This is a genomic window from Vibrio sp. 2433-A1 (assembly GCF_056726085.1).
Genome location: NZ_JBRESC010000017.1, coordinates 33656 through 56642, shown reverse-complemented (window position 1 = coordinate 56642; position 22987 = coordinate 33656). Strand labels below are relative to the sequence as shown.

The window sequence follows — 22987 nt, the reverse complement described above, 5'->3', positions numbered from 1 at the left end:
ACAAATGAAAGACCACCAGGAGGTTTACGATGACAGGTGCTGAGTTAGTCGTAGCCGCTTTGGCACAGCAGGGGATAAAAACGGTATTTGGTTACCCAGGCGGGGCCATCATGCCAATCTATGATGCTCTATATGATGGTGGGGTTGAACACATCCTCTGTCGTCATGAACAAGGTGCAGCAATGGCTGCTATCGGTATGGCCCGCGCAACACAAGATGTCGCTGTCTGCATGGCGACATCAGGTCCAGGAGCAACCAACCTAGTCACAGGTTTAGCGGATGCCTTTATGGACTCTATCCCTCTAGTGGCAATCACAGGTCAGGTTGCAAGCTCTCACATTGGTACTGACGCATTCCAAGAAATGGATGTGATCGGCATGTCTCTCTCATGTACTAAGCACAGCTACCTAGTGACTGACATTAATGAACTGGCGCCAACCTTAGCCGAAGCCTTCGAAGTCGCTAAAACAGGTCGCCCTGGTCCTGTCATTGTCGATATCGCCAAAGATGTCCAGCTTGGTCAGGCTCCTGTAGACGCATTGCCTAGCTATACCCCACCAAAAGCACCCGTTGCTGACGCTGAGGGCATCGCAAAAGCTCAAGAATTATTGTCACAAAGCTCTCGTCCTGTTTTGTACGTTGGTGGTGGTGTACAACTTGGCCACGCGACTGACTCTGTGCGTGAATTCCTACGTTTAAATCCAATGCCATCAGTAAGTACCTTGAAAGGTCTAGGCACAATTGAACGTCATGACCCACACTACCTTGGCATGCTAGGTATGCACGGCACTAAAGCCGCTAACCTAGTGGTACAAGAGTGTGACTTGCTGATTGCAGTGGGCGCACGCTTTGATGACCGAGTAACAGGCAAGCTCGATACTTTTGCACCAAACGCTAAAGTCATTCACATCGATATCGATGCCGCGGAGCTGCACAAGTTGCGCACCGCAAATGCAGCGGTTCGCGCTGAGATCCCAGCCGCTCTTCCTCAGCTAGAGTTAACTCACGACATCACGCCTTGGGTTAAACACAGCGAAAGCCTACGTAGTGGCTTTAAATGGCGCTACGACCATCCGGGTGAACTTATCTACGCTCCGGGATTACTAAAACAGCTTTCCGATCTAATGCCAGATAGCTCAATCATCTCAACCGATGTGGGTCAGCATCAAATGTGGGCAGCGCAACATATCCAGCCGCGCGATCCACAAAACTTCATTACATCAGCTGGTCTAGGCACCATGGGCTTCGGGCTTCCTGCTGCGATGGGTGCTGCCGTCGCTCGCCCTGATGATCAATCTATACTTATTACTGGGGATGGCTCATTTATGATGAACATCCAAGAGCTCGGTACGCTAAAGCGTCGCCAGATCCCGGTAAAAATGGTGTTACTAAACAACCAACGCCTTGGCATGGTTCGTCAGTGGCAATCACTGTTCTTTGACGGCCGCCATAGCGAGACCATCCTAGATGACAATCCTGACTTTGTAATGCTAGCTAAAGCCTTTGATATTCCTGGCAAAACCATCACTAAGAAAGAAGAAGTTGAGCCGGCACTAAAAGAAATGCTAGAAAGTAAGACGTCTTATCTTCTTCATGTTCTAATCGATGAGGAAGAAAACGTCTGGCCACTTGTACCACCAGGTGCTTCAAACAATGAGATGCTGGAGAATACATAACATGGAAAGATACCTAATCGACATCAAAGCAGACGATAAACCTGTTCTGTTAGAGCGTGTTCTTCGCGTTGTTCGCCACCGTGGCTTTATTGTTAAACAAGTGGCAGGCACACAAAACCACGAAAGCAAAGTCGCGAGCGTTGAGATCATCGTTGATAGCGATCGCCCAATTTCATTTCTCACTAATCAGATCGAGAAACTTTGGGACGTACGCACCGTTGAAGTGACGCAAATTGCGCGCGACGAACTACCGAATAACAACCTACAACAAAAGATTTGTGCATAAGGAAGGCAATAAATGGCTACAAAAACTGCAGATTACATTTGGTTCAATGGTGAAATGGTTCCTTGGGCAGAGGCAAATGTACACGTGTTAACTCACGCGATGCACTACGGTACTTCGGTTTTCGAAGGGGTTCGCTGTTACAACACACCAAAAGGTCCAATTGTCTTCCGCCATCTAGAGCACGCAAAACGTCTAAAAGATTCAGCGAAGATTTACCGCTTCCCGATTCCTTACACGGTTGAAGAGATCATGGAAGCGACGCGCGAAACACTACGTCAAAACAAACTGGACAGTGCATACATTCGCCCATTGGGTTTTGTTGGTAACGTTGGCCTTGGCGTTTGTCCTCCAGCAGATACTGAAATGGATCTGATTATTGCTGCCTTCCCTTGGGGTTCTTACCTAGGTGAAGAAGCACTAGAAAATGGCGTAGATGCAATGATCTCAAGCTGGAACCGCGCTGCACCTAACACGATTCCTACTGCAGCAAAAGCGGGGGGTAACTACCTGTCATCACTACTCGTCGGCGGTGAAGCTCGTCGCCACGGTTATGCTGAGGGTATCGCTCTAAGTGTCGACGGTTACCTCTCTGAAGGTGCCGGTGAAAATATTTTCGTAGTTAAAGATGACGTGATCTGCACTCCACCAGCAACCAGCGCAATCCTACCGGGTATTACTCGTGACTCGATTATGACGATTGCACGCGATCGCGGCTACGAAGTTCGTGAAGCGAACATTGCACGTGAAGCGCTGTACCTAGCAGATGAAGTGTTTATGACGGGCACTGCAGCGGAAATCGTTCCTGTTGCAACCATCGATAAGATTGAAGTGGGCACAGGTAAACGCGGACCAATCACCAAAGAGCTGCAAGAAGCATACTTTGGCCTATTCAACGGCACCACCGAAGATAAGTGGGGCTGGTTAGATTACATTTACCCAGAAGACGCGGCGAAATAAGGAAATAGAAGATGCCTATATATAGATCAGCAACCACCACTCATGGCCGTAACATGGCGGGTGCTCGTGCCCTTTGGCGTGCAACTGGGGTAAAAGACGAAGATTTTGGTAAACCAATTATTGCCGTTGTTAACTCATTCACTCAATTTGTACCGGGCCATGTCCACCTAAAAGATATGGGCCAATTAGTAGCGGGTGAAATCGAAAAAGCCGGTGGTATTGCGAAAGAATTCAACACAATTGCGGTCGATGACGGTATCGCAATGGGTCACGGCGGTATGCTTTACTCACTGCCATCTCGTGAACTGATCGCAGACTCGGTAGAGTACATGGTCAACGCACACTGTGCTGATGCGATGGTCTGTATATCTAACTGTGACAAAATCACTCCAGGGATGCTAATGGCATCAATGCGCCTCAACATTCCAGTAATTTTCGTCTCTGGTGGTCCGATGGAAGCGGGTAAAACTAAGCTTTCTGACCAGATCATCAAGCTCGACCTTGTTGATGCAATGATCCAAGGCGCAGACCCGAAAGTATCGGACGAGCAGAGTGAGCAAATCGAGCGTAGCGCATGTCCAACTTGTGGCTCATGTTCAGGTATGTTCACCGCGAACTCAATGAACTGTCTGACTGAAGCGCTGGGCCTTTCTCAACCGGGTAACGGTTCAATGCTAGCAACCCACGCCGACCGTGAGCAGCTATTCATCAATGCAGGTAAACGTATCGTTGAACTGACGCGTCGTTACTACGAGCAAGATGACGAATCAGCACTACCACGCAATATCGCTACCTTTGATGCGTTTGAAAACGCGATGGCGCTAGATATCGCGATGGGCGGTTCAACCAACACCATTCTTCACCTACTCGCAGCCGCACAAGAAGGTGAGATTGACTTCGATATGGAAGATATCGATCGCCTATCTCGCAAAGTGCCACACTTATGTAAAGTGGCACCATCAACGCAAAAATATCACATGGAAGACGTACACCGCGCAGGTGGTGTCATGGCTATCCTTGGTGAACTAGACCGTGCAGGTCTACTGCATAATGACGCTCGCACCGTGCTTGGTCTTTCAATGAAAGAGCAGCTAGCGAAGTACGACATCATCCAAACTGAAGACGCAGAGGTACTGAAGTTCTTCCGTGCTGGCCCTGCTGGTATTCGTACCACTAAAGCATTCTCTCAAGATTGTCGTTGGGATCGTCTTGATGATGACCGTGCTGAAGGTTGTATTCGTACCAAGGAAAATGCCTTTAGCCAAGAAGGTGGTCTCGCGGTACTTTCAGGCAACATCGCTCTTGATGGCTGTATTGTTAAAACAGCAGGCGTTGATGAAAGCATCCATAAATTCACAGGCCCAGCAGTCGTCTTTGAAAGCCAAGAAGATGCCGTAGAAGGCATCTTAGGTGGCAAAGTAAAAGCAGGCGATGTTGTGATCATCCGTTACGAAGGTCCTAAAGGTGGTCCGGGTATGCAAGAAATGCTTTACCCGACTACCTACCTAAAATCTATGGGTCTGGGTAAAGAGTGTGCACTTCTGACTGATGGTCGTTTCTCTGGTGGTACATCTGGTCTATCAATCGGTCACGCTTCTCCTGAAGCAGCAAACGGCGGCGCAATTGGTCTGGTTAAACAAGGCGATATTATCGCGATTGATATTCCAAACCGTTCAATTTCTTTACAAGTTTCTGAACAAGAGCTTGCTGAGCGCCGTGCGAAACAAGATGAGTTAGGCTGGAAACCAGTCGACCGTCAACGTGAAGTTTCATTTGCACTAAAAGCGTACGCAAGTATGGCGACCAGTGCTGACAAAGGTGCAGTACGAGATAAATCAAAGCTAGAGGACTAGCTTATGAGTGACTCAATACTTTCAGGGCAAGAACCTCAAACTGGCGCGGATTACCTGCGCCAGATCTTAAGAGCGCCTGTATATGAAGTGGCAACGGTAACACCACTTCAAGAAATGCCCCGCCTGTCGGCACGTATTGGTAACAATGTGCAGATCAAGCGAGAAGACCGCCAGCCGGTACACTCGTTTAAACTGCGCGGCGCGTACAATATGGTCTCGAGCCTGACTGAAGAACAAAAAGCCGCGGGTGTGATTGCAGCATCTGCGGGTAACCATGCTCAAGGTATGGCGCTATCAGGCACAAAGCTTGGCATTAAGACCACTATAGTGATGCCTAAAACCACCCCTGACATAAAGGTCGAGGCGGTACGCAGCTTTGGCGGTAACGTGGTTCTACATGGCAGCAATTTTGATGAGGCGAAAACCGAAGCTGAGCGACTATCAGAGCAATATGGCTACACCTTTGTGCCACCATTCGATCACCCACTGGTGATTGCGGGGCAAGGTACGATTGGTATGGAGATGCTGCAGCAAAATGGTCACCTCGACTACATCTTCGTTCCTGTCGGTGGCGGCGGTCTTGCAGCCGGTGTTGCGGTGCTGGTGAAACAGCTAATGCCAGAAATCAAAGTGATTGCTGTTGAACCAGAAGATTCAGCCTGTCTAAAAGCAGCGCTAGATGCCGGTGAGCCAGTAGTACTCGATCAGGTCAGCATGTTTGCCGATGGTGTTGCGGTTAAGCGCATTGGTGAAGAGACCTATCGTTTATGTGAAAAGTACATTGATGGTCATATCGCTGTTTCTAGTGATGAAATCTGCGCGGCAGTCAAAGACATCTTTGAAGACACCCGTGCGATTGCTGAACCTTCTGGTGCACTCGCCCTTGCAGGTCTTAAGAAGTTCGCTGAGCAGAATAAGCTCGAAGGCAAGCAGCTAGGCACTGTGCTGTCAGGGGCTAACACCAACTTTCATGGTCTGCGTTACGTCTCAGAACGTTGTGAGCTAGGTGAAAAGCGTGAAGGTCTGTTGGCTGTCACCATCCCTGAGCGTCAAGGTGCATTCTTTGAGTTCTGTAACTTGATTGGTGGCCGAGCAGTGACTGAGTTTAACTATCGCTACAACGACAACAAACTGGCGAACATCTTTGTTGGTGTCCGTCTGCAAGGTGGTCAAGAAGAGTTAGACAACATCATTCATGATCTGCGTGACGGCGGCTACCCTGTCGTTGACCTCTCTGATGATGAGATGGCAAAACTGCACGTACGCTACATGATTGGTGGTAAACCATCGAAGCCGCTTAAAGAACGTCTATACAGCTTTGAGTTTCCAGAATACCCAGGTGCCCTAGTGAAATTCTTAAGCACCCTTGGTACTCACTGGAATATCAGCCTATTTAACTACCGTAACCACGGTGCTGACTATGGTCGGGTACTGTGTGGCTTTGAGCTTGATGAGTCAGACTTATCCCGCTTCTCTGCCCATTTACGGGAGTTAGGCTATCAATGTAAGGACGAAACCGACAACCCGTCGTACAAGTTCTTCCTTTCATAAAGTATTAAGCCCTTAACCCACTCGGTTAGGGGCTTTTTTGTTATCCCCCCCTAAACAACGTTTCACTTGCTTATACTTTGGTCAAAATGCGTAATACGCATAGATATAATGCTAAAGTTTCATTTTTGTCATAGCCAGTTTAGGTCTACACTGAATCCAGTTTTTAAATTGCTGCTCTATTTGTGGAGATAACTATGTTTAACGCACTGATTCTAAACCAAGAAGAAAAACGTACTATTGCAACCATCGAACAGATCGATGAAGCACTATTGCCAGAAGGCGAAGTACTGATCGATGTTGATTACTCATCACTAAACTACAAAGACGGTTTAGCAATCACGGGTAAAGGTAAAATAATTCGCAACTTCCCGATGGTGCCAGGTATCGATCTCGCAGGTACGGTAGTGAGTTCTGAAGATGACCGCTACCAAGCAGGTGACAAAGTTGTCCTAACTGGTTGGGGCGTGGGTGAAAACCATTGGGGCGGCATGGCACAGCGCGCACGTCTAAAAGCAGACTGGCTAGTCCCACTACCACAAGGCCTAGATAGCAAAAAAGCGATGATGGTCGGTACAGCTGGCTTTACTGGCATGCTGTGTGTTCAAGCGCTACTTGATGCTGGTATCAAACCAGAAGATGGTGAAATCCTAGTGACTGGCGCAAGTGGCGGCGTAGGCTCTGTAGCAGTAACACTGCTAGCTCAACTAGGCTACCAAGTTGCTGCAGTAACAGGCCGCGTTGAACAAAACGGTCCACTACTAGAAAAACTTGGCGCTAGCCGCATTATCGACCGCGTAGAATTTGAAGAACCAGCACGTCCGCTTGAAAAGCAAATCTGGGCAGGTGCGGTTGATACTGTCGGCAGCAAAGTACTAGCGAAAGTACTGGCGCAAATGGATTACAACAGCGCAGTAGCTGCTTGCGGTCTGGCTGGTGGTTTTGATCTACCAACTACAGTAATGCCGTTCATTCTACGCAATGTACGTCTGCAAGGTATCGATTCAGTATCGTGCCCAACCGAAAAACGTATCGCGGCATGGGAAAAACTGGTTGAGCTACTACCTGACAGCTACTTCGAGCAAGCATGTACCGAAGTAGAGCTAGCTGAAGCACCAAAATACGCTGAAGACATCACTAACGGTCAAGTGACAGGCCGCGTAGTTATCAAGCTTTAATCGCTTCTGTCATTGCTTACAGTGAGGAACGAGCGAGTAAGGAATCTCTCAACGTAAGAGATTCCGGACATTTCGTTCCTCAATTTCGGAATGACGTCTCTCGTTATTTTCGGTCAATCCAAACCAATATCTTCTATTCGTTTAGCAATCAAGCGACTGCATTCTTCCTTTACGATTCCACGTAACCACTCCTGAGCAGGTGAGTGCTCACAACGCGGGTGCCATATCATCGAGTAATCAAACGGAGTAAATTGAAACGGTAACGGCTTTATCACTAAGTCGTAACGCTCAGCGACCAGATAGGCCAAATCAGCGGGTACAGTAATAATGATTGGCATGGTATCAACAATCGCTAGCGCCGCTTCAAGGTGGTATGCGCGCAGCGCCATCTTACGTCTTGGCTGGTCAACTAAAGCGCCTTCAATTAACGCCTTAACACCATCACTGATCGCAATCATCGCATGGGGATAAGTCAGATAGTCTGCCAGACTCATCTCTTCATCGGCAAGCGGGTGCTGCTTTGAAAGCAAACATAACACACCAACACGACCGAGTATTTCACTACGTAGCGGCGCAACTGGACCAATTGGACGACAAATGGCTAAATCTGCACCCTCTGCGGTGAGCTGATCCGCCAAACGGTCATGCTGCAGCGGTAAGAAATTAAACGATACATTGGGCGCTTCTTGATAGATACGCGGCAGGGCAAACGGCAAGATGGTTTGCATCGCATAATCTGTGGTCGCAATGGTAAAGGTTTGGTCACAACTTTGCGGCTCAAACTCAATCGGTGATAACAACTGGCGCAGTGACTCTAGAGGCTCACCCAGAGAGCGATCAATCTCTAACGCTTTCTCTGTCGGGATTAAGTGCTGTCCTTGGCGGGTAAATAAAGGATCGCCAAGCATCTCTCGTAATCGACCAAGCACTCGACTCATCGCTGACTGACTGAGGTTCAAACGATGGGCAGCTTTACTCACACTGCACTCTTCAATTAACACTCGCAGTGCGACTAGCAAGTTAAGATCACGACGATAAATGTCTTCTAATTCCACGTTGAGCCACTAATTTCTATAAGGGATTAACTTGATTGTACCTTTTTCAGGCAAAAAAAATCCCGCTTTTCAGCGGGGAAGCCCAAGAAAACTGGGGATAGTGTCGGAATGTAGTTGAGCGTAGTGGTAAACAGATAACAGTTGGAAGTGCTATTATCCGTCCTCTTGTTCTTCAGATGCGCTCGGCCAGCGATGCATCTCAAGCCAAATCCCTACAACCGTCGCGCCCATACCAAGTAATGGCATAAACGAGGACGATTCTGCTGGTGAACGTAAAACAAGGGCACAAAAAGAGATAAAACACAGCACTGAGTAGATGGTTAAACGATCTAGAGCTGTCAACATACTTTGCTTTCCTTGTTAATTGTTACCAACTTGTTAACTAAGTTAAAACAAATTGTTCACTTTGCCAAGGGGTTATTGAATATTTTTTCTTCACTAGTATTATCTAGGCCAAATTGAGTAACCAAAGATACGACCATGACATTCAATCCACAGCAGGCAGACAAAACCCTAGAGGCAGAAGGATTACGCTGCCCAGAGCCAGTTATGATGGTCAGGAAGACAATTCGAAATATGCAGGATGGAGAAGTGTTGCTTGTGAAAGCCGATGATCCATCGACGACACGCGACATTCCTAGTTTTTGCCGCTTTATGGATCATCAACTGATAGATTCTCAAACTGAAGAGCTACCTTTTCAGTACCTAATCAAGAAAGGCATGGAGTAATCCCTGCCCCTGAAAACAAAACGGCAGCCAAATGGCTGCCGTTTTTTATTCATCATATTCGAGGGTGCGGACTTCGCTTTGCAGTTTGTTGAGCTGTTTTCTCATCGTGCGCATCTCCTCATGCATAGGAATAATATGCGCAACGCGAATCCAAGCTTCGACCGTCAATCCAGTTAAGATAAACGACCCTGCGACTATCGGTAGCCACATATCAGTCAACACCATTGCCAATAGGCATAGCGCCAAACCGAAGGTGAACAAATAACTCTGACTCTTAGGGGTCATCCCCATATAACGTGTAAGCATAACCTTGCCCTCTCGCTATCATCCACAAGGTTAAATTACCATGACAACTGTGACACTAATATGTCAGTGATCACGGTTCAGTTCGAATTTAAGTCAAAGTTTGATCGAACGCGATTTCATCTCCAGTTATTGATATTTAACCCCGTTATCGCAGCTTTTGGCTACAGTACTGCTGCGCCAATCGCCAAGGCGACAAACAACAAAGCAGTGATTTTACGAATCAGAGCCAGCGGCATTTTATCGGCGGAAAGTTTACCAATCAGTACCACAGGGACATTAGCTAGCAGCATACCAATGGTAGTGCCAAGAATCACCCAAGCCAATGCATCCGCATACTGCGCACCAAGAATCGAGGTCGCGATTTGTGTCTTATCACCAATCTCAGCAACAAAGAACGCGATAAAACTGGCAATAAATGGGCCTCGGTTAGAGATCTGTTCGTCGTCGTCCAATTTATCAGGGATGAGTACCCACGCCGCCATGGCAATAAAACTCACCACCAGCACCCATTTTAAGGTTTCAGGAGTCATGTAATCTGCGACAACCACGCCAAGCCATGCAGCTAGGGCATGATTGGCAATAGTGGCTAAGAAAATAGCGGCAATAATAGGGATTGGTTTGCGGTATCGACTGGCTAGCAGTAATGATAACAACTGAGTTTTATCACCGATCTCCGCCAGTGCGACGGTGGTGATTGAGATAGCTAAAACGCTCACGACATGCTCTTCATGGGGCGGGAATATTATATTTAACCAAAGACAAATCTCATGCCCCACCCCGGTTCATGATGATTTGTCTAAGGTCTTGCTAAACCACATCGGCATGTTGTTATTGTGCGCCGATATCGGGTCTCGAATGCCATGATGATTTTGCATCAATTATGTTGACAGACGAACCTATCATCCCAGTGTTGATAAATAGGTAAGCTACTCCCCAAAGACGGCGTGATTCTAACCAGCTCTAAGAGGATTCTCAACCGCCAAACTACAAATAAACTCCCTTTTAAGAAAATTTGGTTAGATAAGTCGGAAAAATTCCACTAAAGGAGATTTTCGCCTACCAATTAATCAAGATTAGCTCTACTCCCATGCCAAATATCTGGGTATACTTGATTGTTATTTTTCTCTGTTTTAGACAGACCTTTTACTCAAAGAATCGCGCGAATTACTATGCAAAAATACGATATCAAAACCTTCCAGGGAATGATCCTCGCGCTGCAGGATTACTGGGCACAAAACGGTTGTACCATTGTTCAACCTCTAGATATGGAAGTAGGTGCAGGCACCTCTCACCCAATGACATGTCTACGTGCACTTGGCCCAGAGCCAATGTCGACAGCTTACGTTCAACCTTCACGTCGTCCTACCGATGGCCGTTACGGTGAAAACCCGAACCGTCTGCAGCACTATTATCAATTCCAAGTAGCCCTAAAACCTTCTCCAGACAATATTCAGGAGTTGTACCTAGGCTCACTTGAAGTTCTTGGTATCGACCCGCTAGTTCACGATATTCGTTTCGTAGAAGACAACTGGGAAAACCCAACGCTAGGCGCATGGGGTCTTGGTTGGGAAGTTTGGCTAAACGGTATGGAAGTGACTCAGTTTACTTACTTCCAGCAAGTTGGTGGCCTTGAGTGTAAACCAGTGACTGGTGAGATCACTTATGGTATCGAACGTCTAGCAATGTACATCCAAGAAGTAGACTCAGTTTACGACCTAGTATGGAACGTAGCACCAGACGGCTCTAACGTGACTTATGGTGACATCTTCCACCAAAACGAAGTTGAGCAATCAACCTACAACTTTGAGCACGCTGACGTAGATTTCCTATTCTCGTTCTTCGACCAGTGTGAAAAAGAGTGTAAAGAGCTACTTGAGCTAGAGAAGCCACTTCCGCTTCCAGCATACGAGCGCATTCTAAAAGCTGGCCACGCATTCAACATTCTTGATGCGCGTAAAGCTATCTCTGTTACAGAGCGCCAACGTTACATCCTTCGTATCCGCAACCTGACTAAGTCTGTTGCTGAAGCGTACTACGCATCACGTGAAGCACTTGGCTTCCCAATGTGCCGTAAGGAAGAGGAGAAGTAATCATGGCTAAAGAATTTCTAATTGAACTGGGTACTGAAGAGCTACCACCAACGCAACTGCGCACTCTAGCGGAAGCGTTCGCAGCAAACTTCGAAGCTGAGCTAAAAGGCGCAGACCTAGCACACGAAGGTGTGAAATGGTACGCCGCTCCTCGTCGTCTAGCACTTAAAGTTTCAGCGCTAGCTGAAGGCCAAGCAGACAAAGTGGTTGAGAAACGTGGTCCTGCCGTTTCTGTCGCATTCGATGCTGACGGTAACGCAACCAAAGCGGCTCAAGGTTGGGCGCGTGGTAACGGCATCACTGTTGAGCAAGCTGACCGTCTAGTAACAGACAAAGGCGAATGGCTTCTTTTCAAACAAGAAGTAAAAGGCCAAGCAACGTCTGAAATCGTTGTTGAGCTGGCAGCAAAAGCGCTGGGTAACCTACCTATCGCTAAGCCGATGCGTTGGGGTAACAAGACCACTCAGTTTATCCGCCCGGTTAAAACACTAACGATGCTGATGGGCTCTGACCTTATTGAAGGTGAGATCCTAGGCGTAGCATCAGACCGCACTATCCGTGGTCACCGCTTCATGGGTGAGCAAGAGTTCACTATCGAATCTGCAGAGCAATACCCTGCGATCCTAGAAGAGCGCGGTAAAGTAATGGCAGATTACGAAGCGCGTAAAGCGATCATCCTTGCTGATTCGCAAAAAGCAGCAGCAGCGGTTGGTGGTACTGCGGATTTAGAAGATGACCTAGTTGAAGAAGTAACTTCTCTGGTTGAGTGGCCAGTCGTGCTAACAGCAAAGTTTGAAGAAGAGTTCCTGAAGGTTCCTTCTGAAGCATTGGTTTACACCATGAAGGGTGACCAGAAGTACTTCCCAGTTTATGACGAAAACAAGAAGCTACTGCCTAACTTCATCTTCGTTTCAAACATCGAATCTAAAGAGCCTCGCTACGTCATCGAAGGTAACGAGAAGGTTGTACGCCCACGTCTTGCGGATGCGGAATTCTTCTTTAACACTGACCGTAAGCGTCCTCTGATCGATCGTCTACCTGAGCTAGAACAAGCTATCTTCCAAAAGCAGCTTGGTACTATCAAAGACAAAACTGACCGTATTACTGAACTTGCTGGCTACATCGCTGAGCAAATCGATGCTGACGTTGAAAAATCTAAGCGTGCAGGCCTACTGGCTAAGTGTGACCTAATGACCTCTATGGTATTCGAATTTACCGATACTCAAGGTGTAATGGGCATGCACTACGCAACTCATGACGGTGAAGACCAAGAAGTCGCACTAGCACTTTACGAGCAGTACATGCCTCGTTTCGCAGGTGATGACCTACCAAGCACAGGTATCTCTTCTGCGGTAGCCATGGCAGATAAGCTAGATACTATCGTTGGTATCTTTGGTATCGGCCAAGCACCTAAGGGCTCTGACCCATTCGCTCTACGTCGTGCATCACTAGGTGTGCTGCGTATTATCGTTGAAAACGGCTACAACCTAGACCTAACAGATCTAATCGCAAAAGCGAAAGAACTACTAGGCGACAAGCTAACCAACGACAACGTAGAAGCTGACGTTATCGACTTCATGCTAGGTCGTTTCCGCGCATGGTACCAAGATGCAGGCTTCAGCGTGGATATCATCCAAGCGGTACTAGCGAACCGTCCAACTAAGCCAACTGACTTTGACCAACGTGTTAAAGCGGTTTCTCACTTCCGTGAACTAGAAGCCGCAGAAGCACTAGCAGCAGCGAACAAACGTGTAGGTAACATCCTTGCGAAATTCGATGGTGAGCTAGCAGCAGAAATCGATCTAGCACTTCTACAAGAAGACGCAGAGAAAGCACTCGCTGAAAGCGTTGAAGTGATGACAGAAGCGCTAGAGCCAGCGTTTGCAACAGGTAACTACCAAGAAGCGCTAAGCAAGCTAGCAGGTCTACGTGAACCAGTTGATGCATTCTTCGATAACGTAATGGTAATGGCAGACGACGAAGCTCTGAAGAAGAACCGTCTAACGCTACTTAACAACCTACGTAACCTGTTCCTACAGATTGCCGATATTTCCCTACTGCAGAAATAATCACTGCGATAAGGTACAACTCAAAAGGGAAGCTTAGTGCTTCCCTTTTTATTTAGCGATTAAGGCTAAAAATGCGTTTTGTGAACTCTATAAAATTGTGTAGGGATAAATTCGCCCACCAGTAGGATCATCACTCGGACTGTAGTGGCACTGTTTTGTTATAAACAGCGTAAATATTCGGGAAGGATTCTATGAAAAAGTCTATTTTAGCCCTATCAGCCTCTCTTTTGGCTGCTTGTAGCCAAACACCCAATAATGCCCTGACTCTAACCATTGGAGAAACCCAGGCCACCTTTGAACGGCAAGATAATGGCCTACTTGTTGCAGAGCAAACACTGACAAAAGGCAGCTACTCGCTCTCTATCGCAGACCACCAGCAAAGTTGTGGCAGTCGCTACGCACTGCAAGATGCCGCGCGCATCAAGTTCAATAAAGCGCTTATGCTTGATAACTGTGCTGATTCTGCAGCGATCCCGATGCGAGTATTCCGTGCCAATACCTACCAGTTTATTCTCAACCAAGACTCCAACCAACTTACCGTTAAAGTAAAACCTAAAGCAGACGCGATTGCTCGTTATCAATGTCCTGTTGCTAGTGAGCAACCTACCGTCATTGATGTCTCCGCGACCTTCGCCAATGGCAGCACCATTCGTGATGCCTTAACCGGCCAGCAAGCTATCGTAAGCAACGGCAAAGTAAGCTTAAAAGCGGGTGTAATGAGCCAAGGGATGATGCTACTAGAGCAAGTGGAATCGCCGCAATCTGCCGCATTTAGTTGGGATAATGCGACGGTCTACTTTGTTATGACTGACCGCTTTTACAATGGCAATCCAAACAATGACCATAGCTATGGCCGCAGCAATGATGGCGATAAAGAGATCGCCACTTTCCACGGTGGCGATCTGGCTGGGTTAACCGAAAAGTTAGATTATCTTGAACAATTAGGTATTAATGCCCTGTGGATCACCTCACCCTTAGAGCAAATTCATGGCTGGGTTGGCGGCGGTAGTAATGGCGATTTCAAACACTATGGTTACCACGGTTATTACCACCAAGATTGGACGAAACTTGATGCCAATATGGGCACTGAACAAGAGCTTAAAACCTTCATCGATACCGCACACAGCAAAGGGATTCGCATTATCTGGGATGTGGTGCTCAATCATACGGGTTACGCAACCTTAGCTGATATGCAGGAGTTCGATTTTGGTCAGTTGTATTTAGATGATCAGAAAGCGCAAGATATTCTCGGTGAACAGTGGACGGATTGGACACCAAAGCAAGGTCAAAACTGGCACAGCTTTAATGACTATATTAACTACCGTAATGGTGAAGCGTGGCAAAAATGGTGGGGCAAAGATTGGATTCGCACCGATATTGGAGATTATGATCAGCCCGGCTATAACGACCGCACCATGTCATTGGCACATTTACCAGATATCAAAACTGAGTCTCAGCAAGCCACTGGGCTGCCCAATTTCTATCACAATAAATCGACTAACGCACAGGATATCAGCCAAACACCACAACAGCACTTAATTACTTGGCTATCTGATTGGGTTAGAGAATATGGCATTGATGGCTTTAGAGTCGATACCGCCAAGCATGTCGAGTTTGAAACTTGGCAACAGCTAAAACTCGAATCGACAGCAGCGCTCGCGGAGTGGAAGCAAAATAATCCAGACAAAGCGCTCGATGATCTGCCTTTCTGGATGACAGGTGAAGTGTGGGCGCACAGTGTGGTCAAGAGCCCCTATTTCGACCACGGCTTCGATTCGATCATCAACTTTGAGTTCCAAGGTGATGTCGCACCTAAAGCACTGAGCTGCTTTGCCGACCTCGACCGTGATTACCAGCGCTATGCAGAGCGAATCAATCAAGACAGCAGCTTTAACGTCTTAAGCTACTTATCATCCCACGATACTTCTCTGTTTTGGGGTAGCCGAGCCAAAACCATTGAACAGCAAGTTAGAGCTGCCAACGCATTAATGCTGGCACCCGGCGCGATTCAGATCTATTACGGTGATGAGATCGCACGCGACTTTGGCCCGACAGGCTCCGACCCTCATCAAGGGACGCGTTCAGATATGCCATGGGATCAGATAACCGGTGAGCGCCAGCAACTGCTTGAACACTGGCAAAAGCTTGGACAATTTAGACAGCGCCACCCTGCTGTCGCGCAGGGCGAACACATTACCCGCCATCAGCAAGGTTACTATGCCTTCGAGCGCCGCTATCAAGATGACAAAGTGCTTGTGGTTTACACTGGCTCGCAATAAGTACGCTGCTAGATATTCGCCCCCTTCTTCACTAAGCCAACATCACTATGTTGGCTTTTTTTCACTCAATACGAATTCTCGCTTTGCTCTATTTGCACATTAAGGTATGTTCAGGGGTTACACTATTGGTCAGCAACGCACTGACTGTTCGATACATAAAGCAATGACAACAATGAATTAGGTACAACAAGTAATGCAGTTCTCAAAATTTGGTGAAAAATTTAATCAGTATTCAGGCATCACCCAACTAATGGATGATTTAAATGATGGTCTACGCACTCCTGGTGCCATCATGCTCGGGGGAGGTAATCCAGCCGCCATTCCAGCCATGCTCGACTACTTTCACCAAGCCAGTGAGGATATGCTCGCCAGTGGAGAACTCGTCTCCGCGATGGCCAACTATGATGGGCCCCAAGGCAAAGATGCCTTTGTCAAAGCACTAGCCAAGCTGCTGAAAGATACCTATGGCTGGGACATTTCAGAAAAGAACATCAGCTTAACCAACGGCAGCCAGAGTGGATTTTTCTACCTATTTAACCTGCTTGCTGGTCAACAACCTGATGGCTCACACAAAAAGATTCTACTGCCACTCGCCCCAGAATATATTGGCTATGGCGATGCTGGAATTGATGAGGATATCTTCGTTTCCTACCACCCAGAAATCGAACTACTTGATAATGGCCTGTTTAAATACCACGTTGATTTTGAACAGCTTAAAATCGATGACTCAGTTGCAGCGATTTGTGCCTCTCGCCCAACCAACCCAACCGGTAACGTACTGACGGACGAAGAGGTCCATAAACTGGATAAGCTGGCGCGTGAAAACAACATTCCACTGATCATTGATAACGCCTACGGCCTACCATTCCCAAATATTATCTTTGAAGACGTGCAACCGTTTTGGAATGAGAACACGATTCTATGCATGAGCTTATCTAAACTGGGTCTGCCAGGCGCGCGCTGCGGTATTGTGATTGCCAGTGAAGAAGTGACCCAAGCTATGACCAATATGAATGGTATCATTAGCTTAGCCCCGGGTAGCCTTGGTCCAGCTCTGGCCAACCATATTATCGGTAAAGGCGATCTATTAAAGCTAAGCTCTGATGTGATCAAGCCATTCTATAAGCAGAAATCATTACGTGCGGTCGAATTGCTGCAAGGTGCCATTACTGATCCTCGCTTCCGCATCCATAAGCCGGAAGGAGCAATCTTCCTTTGGCTGTGGTTTGACGAACTACCTATCACAACGATGGAGCTCTACAAGCGCTTGAAAGCGCGCGGAGTATTGATCGTTCCAGGAGAGTACTTCTTTATTGGCCAAGAAGACGATTGGGTTCACGCTCACCAGTGTCTACGCATGAACTACGTTCAAGACGACGAAATGATGCAAAAAGGCATAAAGATTATTGCAGAAGAAGTAACAAAAGCATATTTAGAGTAGAATTCAGGGTTAAATTAGACATAAATTATTAACTTTTATAAAGAAATTGGTCTATTTTCCCTTTAGCTATATCAACATGGTCTATAATATATGCGCCTTTTATTAAATGTAAAGCATCCAATAGTTACTACTGTGAGTGTGTTTATATTAACATTCTCAGTTAGCTTGTGGGTTATTCAATTAATTAATAATGCAGATCTACGAGAAAAAAAACTATTGGTAAACCAAGTTGCTGTGACTCAAGGGAAAATTTTAGAGAAAGAACTGCGCACTGCACTTATATCCTCCACGCAACTCTTAGGTCGTGAAATCATTGATAGTAAGGGGCATTTGGAAAACCTTTCTGAATATGCACAGGAGATTATCTCCTTAAGTAAGGTGATTGATAATTTAAGAGTTGCTCCAAATGGAGTTGTTAAATTCACTTACCCGATGAATGAAAATGAGAGAGATATAAGCGAAGATATAATTAAAGGTGATATTCAAGAAGAAGAAATATTTAGTAAAAGCTTATCAAGAAAGCCAATTGTAGATCCTATAATATTAAAACAAGATGAAGTCGAAGTTATAGCTCGTCGCCCTATTTATATAAAGCAGAAAGATAAGACCGTATTCTGGGGATTTGTATCTGCAACGGTATTAATTGATGACTTAATTAACAATAGCGATCTAAAAGACATTAAAAAAGAAAACCTACGTTTTAAGCTTTCACATATAAATCCAAAGACAAATAAAGTCGATATCTTCTATGGTGAGTCTATTCAACCTGATTGGGTCAGTGGTGAGGACATTATTGATATATCAGATAATCACTGGTCGTTATCCATCGCACTACCTGAAAAGTATCAATTTTTTGGCTCTTCAATCTTAGAGCTGTTCATTGCTTCTATTATTAGCCTTCTCGTGAGTCTTTGGTTTTTCTACTACGCCTCATTACCGAAAAAACTACAATCAGCGGTAGAACGAAAGACCTTTCAGCTAAAAGAATTAGCGAATACTGATATGCTAACAGGCCTTGATAATCGCCGAAAATTCACAGCGGAACTCAATCAAGTCCTACAGAAAGCGAATGAACAAAAACAATATGCCATTCTTTTTTTTGATATAGATAACTTCAAACAAATTAATGATCAACTAGGCCATCACGCAGGGGATCAGGTACTGATAGTGCTGGCACAGAGATTACGCAAACTCCTGTTAGATGCTCAATCTATCACTCGGATTAGCGGTGATGAATTTGCGATCATTATAAAATATCAGAATATAGCCAGTCTCAAGTCACGCTTATCATCCTTGATTGAGTCAATATCTCAACCAAGTAATGACCTCCCAACGAATAATATAACTGTTTCTCTTGGAGCGGCTCTCATTCCTCAAGATGGAAACGATGTTATAACCTTGATGCAAAATGTCGATTTTGCAATGTATCACGCGAAAAGCCTAGGTCGAAATCAATTTTGCTTCTTTGATAAGCAAATCAAGTTCAAAAACGATGAAAGAAGCCAACTAATTAAAAGCTTGAAGCTCGCAATTAAAGAAAATCAATTTGAACTTCATTATCAGCCTATTTACGATATCAAGACACAGGAAATTCATTGCTACGAAGCTCTCATTCGTTGGCAACATCCAACTAAGGGACTACTATATCCCGACAGTTTTATAGAGCTCGCAGAACAAACGGGCCTAATCTATGACATTGGTAGCTGTGTTTTGGATCAAGCATGCCAATTTATCACACAGGCTAAACCAAATAGCCCAGTTATATCAGTCAATATATCCGCACGACAATTAGCGAACCCAAATTTTTACGAACATGTTACTAGCATCATTAATCGTCACGATACAGATGCCCGTTTATTAAAGTTTGAGCTAACAGAAACAGCATTTATGACAAATATAGAGGCTTGTACAAAGACGTTGATCAAATTTAAGCAGTTAGGTATTCAGATTGCTATTGATGATTTTGGCACAGGCTATTCTTCTTTAGCTGTGTTGAAAGATGTACCTGCAAATTACTTAAAGATTGACAAATCTTTCATTAAACATATCAATTCAGATCTAGGTGACCAAAAGGTTGCACAAAGTATTATTACGCTAGCACATCATCTTGATATGAAAGTAATTGCTGAAGGTATTGAGGATATTGAACAGGAAAAGTTGCTTACTTTATTTAAATGCGATTTTGGGCAGGGCTATCTATTTGGACGCCCTGCTCCACTTAGCTCCAATAGCTTGAAAGTCAATTAACCTTCGATTAGGTTTTGACCGTTAATTGCAATCTTACGCGGTTGCATTGCTTCAGGGATTTCACGCTCTAGGTCAATGTGCAACAGACCATTTTCCATACTAGCACCCACTACTTTAACGTAGTCTGCTAACTGGAATTTACGTTCGAAATCACGCTCTGCGATACCTTGATAGACGTAGGTCTTTTCAGCTTCTGTTTTACGCTCACCCTTGACGATCAACATATTTTCTTTTTGAGTCAGATCGAGCTGCTCTTCAGCAAAGCCAGCAACTGCCATAGTAATACGGTAGTGGTTCTCATCTTTTTGCTCAATATTGTACGGAGGGTAACCTCCAGAAGAGTTCTTCGACGTGTTCGCTTCCATCATGTTGAATAGACGATCGAAGCCAATTGCGTTGCGGTAAAGTGGAGTGAAATCTACAGTTCTCATAATGCTATCCTTTTAGTAAGCAATAGTCTTAGTCGTGAGTTTGCGCGAATCGATGTTATGAGCGCACCTGACTGACTAAGTGATTTATCCGCTACTCCTCGGGCTCTGTTAGCACAGGGACGTAGTAATAAATCGATTCAATTGTGAGCCTCTAAAGTCATCCTCTCTTGAGCGATACCTTATCAGCGGGTCCAGAGGTCTGTTTCTTCTCTGCTTGAGCAAGACAGCTTTCCTCTTCAACAATAGATATGTGGTTAGAGCAAATTAGTTTCAAGGGATAAAAGTAAAAAAAGTTCCTAGTTTCGAGTTCCTAGTGGCTAGATTAATACTAACTGATTGTTTTAATTATCCTCCAATAAAAAAGCGCAAATCTTTCGACCTGCGCTTTTTCTAGGGACTCGCTACTAGTAACTGGGAGCTTTATACATCCAAATTAGCAACTTTCAGTGCATTCTCTTCGATGAAGTTACGACGCGGTTCAACTTGGTCACCCATTAGCGTCGTGAACAGCTGGTCAGCACCAACTGCATCTTCGATCGTGACTTGCATCATGCGGCGTGTTTCTGGGTCCATAGTGGTTTCCCAAAGCTGATCTGGGTTCATCTCACCTAGACCTTTGTAGCGCTGTAGACTTAAACCACGACGTGACTCTTTAATTAGCCACTCTAGTGCGTCAACAAAGCTTGATACAGGCTGAGTACGCTCACCACGTTTGATGTAAGCACCCTCTTCAATCAGACCTTCTAGCGCTTCAGAAAGAGAAGCTAGCTTGCCGTACTCTTTCGAGTTGATTAGGTCGATGCTCAGTGCATGCTCATGAGTCACACCGTGAGTACGAACGACAATCTTAGGTAGGTTTAAACCTAACTCAGCGTGTTGTTCTACTTCGAAGCTGTATTGGCTTGCGCCTACTTCTTTGGCATTTAATTGCTCAACAAGCTGCTTAGTCCAAGCTTCTACTGTTGATGCATCGTGACACTGCTCTGCGGTTAGTCGAGGCGTGTAGATTAACTCATGAATGAGCGCACGTGGGTAACGGCGGCTCATACGATCCACTAGCTTAATACCCGCATTGTATTGCTGTACTAGCGTCTCTAGAGCTTCACCTGATAGCGCAGGCGCTTCTGGGTTAACATGTAGAGCTGCATTATCTAGAGCAAGAGCCACTTGATACTGGTTCATTGCATCTTCATCTTTGATGTACTGCTCTTGTTTACCTTTCTTCACTTTGTAAAGCGGTGGCTGAGCGATGTAGATGTAACCACGCTCAATAAGCTCTGGCATTTGACGGTAGAAGAAGGTCAATAGTAACGTACGGATGTGCGAACCATCGACATCGGCATCGGTCATGATGATGATATTGTGGTAACGCAGTTTATCTGGGTTGTACTCGTCACGACCGATACCACAACCAAGTGCTGTAATAAGCGTTGCGACTTCTTGAGAAGAAAGCATTTTGTCGAAACGTGCTTTTTCAACGTTAAGAATCTTACCTTTCAGCGGTAGGATTGCTTGATTCTTACGGTTACGGCCTTGTTTTGCGGAGCCGCCTGCCGAGTCACCCTCCACTATGTATAGTTCAGAGAGTGCTGGGTCTTTTTCCTGACAGTCAGCCAGCTTGCCTGGTAGACCGGCTAAATCTAGCGCGCCTTTACGACGTGTCATTTCACGAGCTTTACGCGCTGCTTCACGAGCACGTGCTGCGTCGATGATTTTAGAACAAACCATTTTCGCTTCTGTCGGGTTCTCAACTAGGAACTCAGACAGTTTCTCACCCATTGCCGATTCAACCGCAGACTTCACTTCTGAAGAAACCAGCTTGTCTTTCGTTTGGCTTGAGAACTTAGGATCTGGCACTTTCACCGAAACAACCGCAGTTAGACCTTCACGCGCATCATCACCTGATGTCGCAGTCTTCGCTTTCTTCGAGAAGCCTTCTTTGTCCATAAACGAGTTCAGTGTACGTGTCAGCGCAGCACGGAAGCCCGCTAAGTGCGTACCACCATCACGTTGAGGGATGTTGTTGGTGAAACAGTAGATGTTCTCTTGGAAACCATCGTTCCACTGCATCGCAACTTCAACTGAAATGCCATCTTCACGTTCAAAGTCGAAGTGGAAGATTTTCTCGATGATAGGCGTTTTGTTGGTGTTTAGGTGCTCAACGAACGCTTGGATACCACCTTCAAACATAAAGTGGTCACTCTTGTCTTCTTCACGCTCATCTTTAAGCTTGATAGAAACACCAGAGTTTAGGAATGATAGCTCGCGTAGGCGTTTTGCTAGAATATCGTAGTGGAATTCAGTGTTAGTGAACGTCTCGCCACTTGGCCAGAAACGGATTTGAGTACCGGTTTTATCGGTATCACCAATCACAGCTAGTGGCGCTTGAGGCTCACCGTGATGGTAAGTTTGAGTATGGATATGACCACTGCGGTGGATAGTTAGCGTCACTTTTTCTGATAGCGCGTTTACTACCGAAACACCTACACCGTGTAGACCACCCGATACCTTGTATGAGTTGTCATCGAACTTACCACCAGCGTGAAGTACCGTCATGATAACTTCTGCTGCTGAGACCTTCTCTTCTGGGTGCATTTCCGTTGGGATACCACGGCCGTCATCGCTCACAGAAACTGAGTTGTCCTCATGAATTGTCACAATGATGTCTTTACAGTGACCTGCCAACGCTTCATCAATTGAGTTATCCACCACCTCGAAAACCATGTGGTGCAGACCGGTACCATCATCCGTGTCGCCGATGTACATACCAGGACGCTTACGTACCGCGTCCAGACCTTTTAGTACTTTAATACTCGATGAATCGTAATTTTCAGACATGAGT

Annotated in this window: 18 protein-coding genes; 12 read left to right on the top strand and 6 right to left on the bottom strand. The window is 45.9% G+C overall.

What is annotated here, in order from left to right; all coding sequences use genetic code 11:
• The first annotated feature begins 29 nt into the window (after positions 1-29).
• The 6 genes from ilvG to acuI all read left to right on the top strand — a co-directional run bounded on the left by ilvG (position 30) and on the right by acuI (position 7498).
• Positions 30-1676: an acetolactate synthase 2 catalytic subunit gene (gene ilvG, locus ACU01J_RS16505; RefSeq protein ID WP_481086706.1), complete on the top strand. Its 1647-nt coding sequence runs from the start codon at positions 30-32 to the stop codon at positions 1674-1676.
• 1 nt (position 1677) lies between these two features.
• On the top strand, positions 1678-1962 hold the full coding sequence (gene ilvM / locus ACU01J_RS16500) for an acetolactate synthase 2 small subunit (RefSeq protein ID WP_004411027.1): 285 nt from the start codon (positions 1678-1680) through the stop codon (positions 1960-1962).
• 12 nt (positions 1963-1974) lie between these two features.
• Positions 1975-2919 (top strand): branched-chain-amino-acid transaminase, encoded by a 945-nt coding sequence (ilvE, locus tag ACU01J_RS16495; protein WP_481086705.1) that lies wholly within the window; start codon positions 1975-1977, stop codon positions 2917-2919.
• An 11-nt stretch (positions 2920-2930) separates the two neighbouring features.
• Entirely contained in the window at positions 2931-4772 is a 1842-nt protein-coding gene (gene ilvD / locus ACU01J_RS16490; protein WP_481086704.1) for a dihydroxy-acid dehydratase, read from the top strand.
• Between the two features lie 3 nt (positions 4773-4775).
• Positions 4776-6323: a threonine ammonia-lyase, biosynthetic gene (ilvA, locus tag ACU01J_RS16485; RefSeq protein ID WP_481086703.1), complete on the top strand. Its 1548-nt coding sequence runs from the start codon at positions 4776-4778 to the stop codon at positions 6321-6323.
• 194 nt (positions 6324-6517) lie between these two features.
• Complete coding sequence (acuI, locus tag ACU01J_RS16480; protein WP_481086702.1) at positions 6518-7498, top strand: acrylyl-CoA reductase (NADPH); 981 nt, start codon at positions 6518-6520, stop codon at positions 7496-7498.
• Positions 7499-7611: 113 nt separating this feature from the next.
• Here the strand turns inward: acuI and ACU01J_RS16475 are convergent, their stop codons facing one another.
• Both ACU01J_RS16475 and ACU01J_RS16470 read right to left on the bottom strand, forming a co-directional pair.
• A complete protein-coding gene (locus ACU01J_RS16475) occupies positions 7612-8553 on the bottom strand; it encodes a LysR family transcriptional regulator (protein ID WP_481086701.1) in 942 nt (313 codons plus the stop codon).
• Positions 8554-8706: 153 nt separating this feature from the next.
• Positions 8707-8898: a hypothetical protein gene (locus ACU01J_RS16470; protein WP_481086700.1), complete on the bottom strand. Its 192-nt coding sequence runs from the start codon at positions 8896-8898 to the stop codon at positions 8707-8709.
• Between the two features lie 135 nt (positions 8899-9033).
• Here ACU01J_RS16470 and tusA point away from each other — a divergent pair, with 135 nt between their 5' ends.
• Complete coding sequence (tusA, locus tag ACU01J_RS16465) at positions 9034-9282, top strand: sulfurtransferase TusA (protein WP_053439990.1); 249 nt, start codon at positions 9034-9036, stop codon at positions 9280-9282.
• 45 nt (positions 9283-9327) lie between these two features.
• On the opposite strand, the gene ACU01J_RS16460 is transcribed toward tusA, so the two are convergent.
• Both ACU01J_RS16460 and ACU01J_RS16455 read right to left on the bottom strand, forming a co-directional pair.
• Positions 9328-9588, bottom strand: coding sequence for a hypothetical protein (locus tag ACU01J_RS16460; protein ID WP_004417254.1), 261 nt, complete (start codon positions 9586-9588; stop codon positions 9328-9330).
• Positions 9589-9749: 161 nt separating this feature from the next.
• A complete protein-coding gene (locus tag ACU01J_RS16455) occupies positions 9750-10304 on the bottom strand; it encodes a TMEM165/GDT1 family protein (protein ID WP_481086699.1) in 555 nt (184 codons plus the stop codon).
• 453 nt (positions 10305-10757) lie between these two features.
• Here ACU01J_RS16455 and glyQ point away from each other — a divergent pair, with 453 nt between their 5' ends.
• From glyQ to ACU01J_RS16430, 5 genes are all read left to right on the top strand, one after another.
• Complete coding sequence (glyQ, locus tag ACU01J_RS16450; protein WP_481086698.1) at positions 10758-11678, top strand: glycine--tRNA ligase subunit alpha; 921 nt, start codon at positions 10758-10760, stop codon at positions 11676-11678.
• 2 nt (positions 11679-11680) lie between these two features.
• The gene (gene glyS / locus ACU01J_RS16445; RefSeq protein ID WP_481086697.1) at positions 11681-13747 is read left to right on the top strand and encodes a glycine--tRNA ligase subunit beta; all 2067 of its coding nucleotides are present in this window, start codon (positions 11681-11683) and stop codon (positions 13745-13747) included.
• Positions 13748-13938: 191 nt separating this feature from the next.
• Positions 13939-16026, top strand: a complete 2088-nt coding sequence (locus ACU01J_RS16440; protein ID WP_481086696.1) for an alpha-amylase — start codon at positions 13939-13941, stop codon at positions 16024-16026.
• Between the two features lie 193 nt (positions 16027-16219).
• Positions 16220-17467: a valine--pyruvate transaminase gene (locus tag ACU01J_RS16435; protein ID WP_481086695.1), complete on the top strand. Its 1248-nt coding sequence runs from the start codon at positions 16220-16222 to the stop codon at positions 17465-17467.
• 90 nt (positions 17468-17557) lie between these two features.
• Entirely contained in the window at positions 17558-19714 is a 2157-nt protein-coding gene (locus ACU01J_RS16430; RefSeq protein WP_481086694.1) for a bifunctional diguanylate cyclase/phosphodiesterase, read from the top strand.
• On the opposite strand, the gene ACU01J_RS16425 is transcribed toward ACU01J_RS16430, so the two are convergent.
• A complete protein-coding gene (locus tag ACU01J_RS16425) occupies positions 19711-20145 on the bottom strand; it encodes an Hsp20 family protein (protein ID WP_481086693.1) in 435 nt (144 codons plus the stop codon). The two genes, ACU01J_RS16430 and ACU01J_RS16425, sit on opposite strands and share 4 nt — an antisense overlap.
• A 420-nt stretch (positions 20146-20565) precedes the next feature.
• Positions 20566-22983 carry a DNA topoisomerase (ATP-hydrolyzing) subunit B gene (gene gyrB, locus ACU01J_RS16420; protein ID WP_481086692.1) on the bottom strand — a complete coding sequence of 806 codons (2418 nt, stop codon included), beginning with the start codon at positions 22981-22983 and terminating at the stop codon, positions 20566-20568.
• Positions 22984-22987 lie beyond the last annotated feature (4 nt).